At 51.9% G+C, this 6294-nt stretch carries 6 protein-coding genes and 1 pseudogene; 4 read left to right on the forward strand and 3 right to left on the reverse strand.

Going from position 1 to position 6294, the window contains the following annotated elements; translation table 11 throughout:
* Positions 1-718, reverse strand: a pseudogene (gene ackA / locus KQJ19_RS21680) (acetate kinase); the annotation flags it as partial.
* Positions 719-1057: 339 nt separating this feature from the next.
* On the opposite strand from ackA, the gene yfbV reads away from it, so the two are divergent.
* From yfbV to KQJ19_RS21700, 4 genes are all read left to right on the forward strand, one after another.
* A complete protein-coding gene (gene yfbV / locus KQJ19_RS21685; protein ID WP_016153842.1) occupies positions 1058-1513 on the forward strand; it encodes a terminus macrodomain insulation protein YfbV in 456 nt (151 codons plus the stop codon).
* 83 nt (positions 1514-1596) lie between these two features.
* On the forward strand, positions 1597-2091 hold the full coding sequence (locus KQJ19_RS21690) for a YfbU family protein (RefSeq protein WP_016153841.1): 495 nt from the start codon (positions 1597-1599) through the stop codon (positions 2089-2091).
* On the forward strand, positions 2084-2761 hold the full coding sequence (locus KQJ19_RS21695; protein ID WP_085951065.1) for a sugar phosphatase: 678 nt from the start codon (positions 2084-2086) through the stop codon (positions 2759-2761). The genes KQJ19_RS21690 and KQJ19_RS21695 overlap by 8 nt, the downstream gene beginning before the upstream one ends.
* A gap of 77 nt (positions 2762-2838) precedes the next feature.
* Positions 2839-4671 (forward strand): SLC13 family permease, encoded by a 1833-nt coding sequence (locus KQJ19_RS21700; protein ID WP_141875457.1) that lies wholly within the window; start codon positions 2839-2841, stop codon positions 4669-4671.
* 52 nt (positions 4672-4723) lie between these two features.
* Here KQJ19_RS21700 and yfbR read toward each other — a convergent pair whose 3' ends face one another.
* Positions 4724-5323: a 5'-deoxynucleotidase gene (gene yfbR, locus KQJ19_RS21705; RefSeq protein WP_003028083.1), complete on the reverse strand. Its 600-nt coding sequence runs from the start codon at positions 5321-5323 to the stop codon at positions 4724-4726.
* 95 nt (positions 5324-5418) lie between these two features.
* The coding region (alaA, locus tag KQJ19_RS21710; RefSeq protein ID WP_216404121.1) for an alanine transaminase AlaA at positions 5419-6294 on the reverse strand (876 nt) is incomplete at its 5' end.

The raw sequence follows: 6294 nt of genomic DNA on the forward strand, positions 1-6294 counted from the left end.
TCACCAGACCTTCCAGCGGGGTCAGACCCATGGAGGTATCAACACATTTACCGTTACGGATAGCAGATACAGAACCGCCGTTGCCCAGGTGGCAAGTGATGATGTTGAGCTCATCAACCGGTTTGTTCAGAATTTTTGCCGCTTCCTGAGTCACGAAGAAGTGGCTGGTACCGTGCGCGCCGTAACGACGAACACCGTGTTCTTTGTACAGGCTGTATGGCAGAGCATAGAGGTAAGACTCTTCCGGCATGGTCTGATGGAACGCGGTGTCGAACACAGCCACGTTTTTGTCTTTCAGATTCGGGAAGGATTTCAGCGCTTCTGCGATACCGATCAGGTGTGCAGGGTTATGCAGCGGTGCAAAAGAGGCTGCGTCTTTGATACCCTGAATAACAGAATCGTCGATAACCACAGAGCCGGTGTATTTCTCGCCGCCGTGAACAACACGGTGACCAATCGCAGTCAGCTGAGCAGACAGTTCTGGTTTTTGTGCCAGAATAGTATTAACGATAAAATTCAGCGCTTCACTGTGAGCGGCGCCTGCACCTAAAGCCGCTTCTTGTTTACCGCCGTCCATTTTCCACTTGATACGTGCTTCTGGGAGATGGAAACATTCGGCTAAACCAGAGAGGTATTCTTCACCGTTTACTGCATCGATGATGGCAAATTTCAGTGAGGAGCTACCGCAGTTCAGAACCAGTACTAACTTACTCGACATGGAAGTACCTATTTATGATACGTGGCTAAAAAAACGTCAGGAAGTCATAGAGCGTAGCGCATGATGACACCGACGTTTATGATTAACATCATGCGCCATAGTCTTTTTGGGCACGATGGAATAAATACCTTTGAGTCTATGTCATTTTGCGTATTTTTCAGCCAATGGCATACTATGTGTCAATTTGACGACTCAATGATTTTGGACTAAAGGCCTTACAGGCCGGCACAGGATACCTGAATGTGGGTATCAAAGACAAAATGTTTTGAACGATGTCCCTTGTAGTTGTTGTTTTGCACAAATTTTTTAATTTTTATATGTGAAGTTGAGGTAACCGCCATGTCGACACCGGATAATCGTTCCGTCAATTTTTTTAGCTTGTTTCGCCGGGGGCAGCACTATGCGAAGACGTGGCCAATGGAAAAGCGCCTCGCACCTGTGTTTGTAGAGAACCGCGTGATCCGCATGACGCGTTACGCGATCCGTTTTATGCCGCCTATCGCCGTCTTCACCTTATGCTGGCAAATTGCGTTAGGGGGGCAGTTGGGACCGGCCGTGGCGACTGCGCTGTTTGCGCTCAGCCTGCCGATGCAGGGCATGTGGTGGCTGGGTAAACGTTCTGTAACGCCGCTGCCGCCTTCAATACTCAACTGGTTCTACGAAGTTCGGGGTAAATTGCAAGAAGCCGGGCAGGCGCTCACTCCGGTAGAAGGAAAGCCTGATTATCAGGCGCTGGCTGACACGCTTAAGCGTGCCTTCAAACAACTGGATAAAACTTTCCTTGATGATTTGTAATTGACCCCTGATTACGCATATAAAAGAAGGCACAAGATGCCTTCTTTTTTTTCATCGCAGTAGTAGTGATACAGGAGTCCCAAATGGAAATGACCAACGCTCAACGTCTGATTTTGTCTAATCAGTACAAAATGATGACTATGCTCGATCCCACTAACGCCGAGCGTTATCGTCGTTTGCAGACGATTATTGAACGCGGTTACGGCTTGCAGATGCGCGAGCTGGATCGTGAGTTTGGTGAGCTGACGGAAGAAACCTGTCGTACGATTATCGATATTATGGAGATGTATCACGCATTACATGTGTCCTGGACTAATCTTAAGGACGCGCAGGCTATTGATGAGCGCCGCGTGACCTTCCTTGGCTTTGACGCCGCAACGGAAGCCCGTTACCTCGGGTACGTACGTTTTATGGTTAATGTAGAAGGTCGTTATACCCACTTTGATGCGGGTACGCATGGCTTCAACGCCCAGACCCCGATGTGGGAAAAATATCAGCGTATGCTGAATGTTTGGCACTCTTGCCCGCGCCAGTATCACCTGAGTGCGAATGAAATTAACCAAATCATTAATGCCTGAGGGGGCGAGCGTGCAGTGCAAAGGTTTTCTGTTTGATCTGGATGGAACGCTGGTCGATTCCTTACCCGCAGTAGAACGCGCGTGGTGCAACTGGGCCGATCGTTTTGGCCTCGATCACGCCGAGGTGCTCGGCTTTATTCATGGCAAGCAGGCCATTACCTCCCTGCGACACTTTATGGTGGGCAAATCTGAGGCTGAGATCGCCGCGGAATTCACCCGCCTGGAGCAGATCGAAGCGACGGAAACCGCGGGGATCACTGCGCTGCCGGGAGCGGTTGATTTACTCAACCACCTCAATAAAGCGGGTATTCCATGGGCGATTGTGACCTCCGGATCCATGCCGGTCGCACGAGCGCGTCATCGTGTCGCGGGGCTGCCTGCTCCTGAAGTGTTTGTCACCGCCGAGCGGGTAAAAAGAGGCAAACCCGAGCCAGACGCCTATCTGTTAGGCGCCCAGCTTCTGGGTCTTGCGCCACAGGAATGCGCGGTGGTGGAAGATGCGCCCGCTGGGGTGCTTTCAGGACTGGCTGCAGGGTGTCATGTGATAGCGGTCAACGCGCCTGTGGACACGCCGCGTCTGGATGAGGTCGATTTTTCGCTGACCAGTCTGGAACATATTTCTGTGACCAAACAGCCTAACGGAAATGTGGTCGTGGTAAGAAATACCTGAACATGATTTAGCCCCAGATTGTTGGGGCTTTTTTATGGCAGAATCGATCCATCCCTCTCATTTAACAAGGATATGTTGTGAACGGTGAATTGACATGGGTTCTCTCATTGCTGGCGATTGCCGTCGTCTTGTTTGTCACTGGCAGAGTGCGTATGGACGCGGTCGCTTTGCTGGTCATCATTGCCTTTGTTCTGAGCGGAACATTGAGCATCACAGAAGCCTTTTCCGGATTCAGCGATCCTAACGTTATTTTGATAGCGGCATTATTCATTATCGGCGACGGCCTGGTGCGTACCGGGGTGGCGACGGTAATGGGTGCCTGGCTGGTGAAGGTGGCTGGCAGCAGTGAAGTCAAAATGCTGGTGTTGCTGATGATTACCGTTGCCGGGCTCGGGGCGTTTATGAGTTCGACCGGCGTGGTCGCCATCTTTATCCCGGTGGTCTTAAGCGTTTCCATGCGCATGGAAATTTCCCCTTCACGCCTGATGATGCCGCTGAGCTTTGCCGGATTGATAAGCGGCATGATGACGCTGGTGGCGACGCCGCCGAACCTGGTCGTCAACAGTGAACTGTTACGTGAAGGACTTAACGGGTTCAGCTTTTTTAGCGTTACCCCGCTGGGGCTGGTGGTTCTGGTTCTCGGCATAATTTATATGCTGCTGATGCGCTTTATGCTCAAGGGAGAAGATTCCAGACAGCCGGGAGACGGCTGGAAACGCCGGACCTTTCGCGATCTGATTAAAGAATATCGTCTGACCGGGCGCGCGCGTCGCCTGGCGATTCGTCCCGGTTCTCCTATGATTGGCCAGCGTCTGGATGATCTGAAGCTGCGTGAGCGCTACGGGGCAAACGTGATTGGCGTGGAACGCTGGCGTCGCTTTCGTCGCGTAATAGTCGACGTTAACGGGGTTTCTGAGTTTCGCGCCCGTGATGTATTGCTGATTGATATGTCCGCGGCCGATGTCGACCTGCGTGAATTTTGCAGTGAACAGTTTCTGGAACCAATGGTACTGCGCGGCGAATACTTCTCCGAGCAGGCGCTTGATGTGGGGATGGCCGAGATCTCTCTGATCCCTGAATCGGAATTGATCGGCAAAACGGTACGGGAAATCGCTTTTCGTACCCGCTACGGGCTGAATGTCGTTGGGCTGAAGCGCGATGGCGCGGCTCTGGCTGGAGCGGTGGTGGATGAGCCATTGCTGATGGGCGATATCATATTAGTGGTGGGCAACTGGAAGCTCATCACACTGTTGGGACAAAAAGGGCGTGATTTTGTCGTGCTGAATATGCCCGAGGAAGTCAGTGAAGCTTCTCCGGCGCACAGCCAGGCACCGCATGCGATTTTCTGTCTGGTGCTGATGGTTGCTCTGATGCTCACTGATGAAATACCCAATACGGTGGCTGCGATCATCGCCTGTCTGCTGATGGGGAAATTTCGCTGTATTGATGCCGAAAGTGCCTATAAAGCGATTCACTGGCCAAGCATTATTTTGATTGTAGGGATGATGCCCTTCGCGCTGGCTTTACAAAAAACCGGCGGTGTCGACTTGGTGGTGAAAGGGCTGATGGATGTCGGCGGCGGGTATGGCCCGTATATGATGTTGGGCTGCCTGTTCGTGCTGTGTGCGACTATCGGGTTATTTATCTCCAACACCGCGACGGCGGTGCTGATGGCGCCAATCGCGCTGGCGGCTGCAAAGTCGATGGGCGTTTCACCGTATCCTTTTGCGATGGGGATTGCGATGGCGGCATCCGCAGCCTTTATGACACCGGTCTCTTCCCCGGTAAACACTCTGGTGCTCGGACCTGGCAACTACAGCTTTAGCGATTTCGTGAAGATTGGCGTACCGTTTACCATCATTGTGATGGCGGTGTGCGTGGTGATGATCCCGATGCTGTTTCCGTTTTGATGTTGTTGTCTGGTGGCGACGGGGATGTCTTCGCCGCCACCGGGTCATGCGTTTATAGCGGAGAATCCTGGCTGATTTCATCTAATGAGAGGTGAAAACTCGGGACAAACACGTCCATAAAGTAGTCCATCTCTTCGCTGCGTCGCGACTCCAGCGTTTTTTCCAGACGCGTCTTGGCAAGCAGAAATTCGTTGTTACCGGCAGAGAGTTCCTCCAGACACTTCAGATACGCGCACAGGGCATCGGCCTGTTTAACAATCGATCTCTCTTCTTCACTTAAGGCATGTTCATCAATGAGCGGCGCAAAAATATCGCGCAGTTCATCAGGTACCATATCGACCAGTTTTTGCTGGGCAATTTTCTCTATCGCTTTATATTCCTGCGCAATCTGCGAGTTGAAATATTTCACCGGGGTAGGGAGATCACCGGTCAGCACTTCTGACGCATCGTGATACATCGCCAACAGAGCAATACGCTCAGCATTAACCTGACCACCAAATTTGCGGTTTTTGATCGCGGCCAGCGCATGGGCAACCATGGCAACCTGCAGACTGTGTTCAGACACGTTTTCGGTGCGCACGTTGCGCATCAGCGGCCAGCGATTAATGAGCTTCAGACGGGAGAGGTGGGCAAAAAAATGGCTCTGCTTCATAACGACCCTTATATGATGGCAACCTAAGAGTCATTTTGCGCAGAGAAGGCTGTCAGATGCAAATACTCGTCATCCATCCGACAGCCTTTGTTTAATTACAACTGGTGATACCCTGACAGGAAACGCTCAAATTTACTCAACGACATTTCAATATCGTCAATACGCGGCAGCGTGACGATGCGGAAATGATCCGGCCACGGCCAGTTGAACGCTGTTCCCTGAACCAGCAGTACTTTTTCCTGCAGCAGGAAGTCGAGTACCATCTTCTGGTCGTCATGAATGTTGAAGCGTTTAGCATCAATTTTCGGGAACATATACAGCGCGCCGCGCGGTTTTACGCAGGAGACACCAGGAATGTCATTGAGCAGTTCCCAGGCGCGGTTGCGTTGTTCATACAGACGCCCACCAGGCATGATAAATTCGCTGATGCTCTGGTATCCGCCCAGCGCGGTCTGAATGGCATGTTGCGCCGGAACGTTGGCACACAGGCGCATAGAGGCCAGCATCTCAAGACCTTCAATATATCCTTTAGCATGTTTCTTCGGCCCGTTCAGCACCATCCAGCCCTGACGGAAACCGGCAACGCGATAGGTTTTTGACAGGCCATTGAAGGTGATGGTCAGCAGATCCGGCGCCATTGCAGCGATGGAGTGGTGTTCAGCATCGTCGTAGAGAATTTTGTCGTAAATCTCATCCGCAAAGATGATGAGGTTGTTCTGGCGAGCAATCTCAACAATCTCCATCAGCAACTCTTTAGAGTAAACAGCGCCGGTTGGGTTGTTTGGGTTGATGATGACGATCCCACGTGTACGCGGCGTGATTTTGGCGCGGATATCATCGAGGTCCGGGAACCAGTCTGATGATTCGTCACACAGGTAGTGCACGGCATTACCGCCGGAGAGCGATACCGCCGCCGTCCACAGCGGATAATCAGGAGCAGGAACCAGCATTTCGTCCCCACTGTTCAGCAA

Origin of the sequence: Citrobacter sp. S46_ASV_140 (assembly GCF_018919545.1) — a bacterium.
Classification (GTDB): Bacteria; Pseudomonadota; Gammaproteobacteria; order Enterobacterales; family Enterobacteriaceae; genus Citrobacter; species Citrobacter braakii.

Bases quoted from the DNA above. Each gene is read 5' to 3' on its own strand.
- KQJ19_RS21690 (WP_016153841.1), top strand. From the start codon at position 1,597: ATGGAAATGACCAACGCTCAACGTCTGATTTTGTCTAATCAGTACAAA.
- yfbV (WP_016153842.1), top strand. From the start codon at position 1,058: ATGTCGACACCGGATAATCGTTCCGTCAATTTTTTTAGCTTGTTTCGC.
- KQJ19_RS21695 (WP_085951065.1), top strand. From the start codon at position 2,084: ATGCCTGAGGGGGCGAGCGTGCAGTGCAAAGGTTTTCTGTTTGATCTG.
- yfbR (WP_003028083.1), bottom strand. From the start codon at position 5,323: ATGAAGCAGAGCCATTTTTTTGCCCACCTCTCCCGTCTGAAGCTCATT.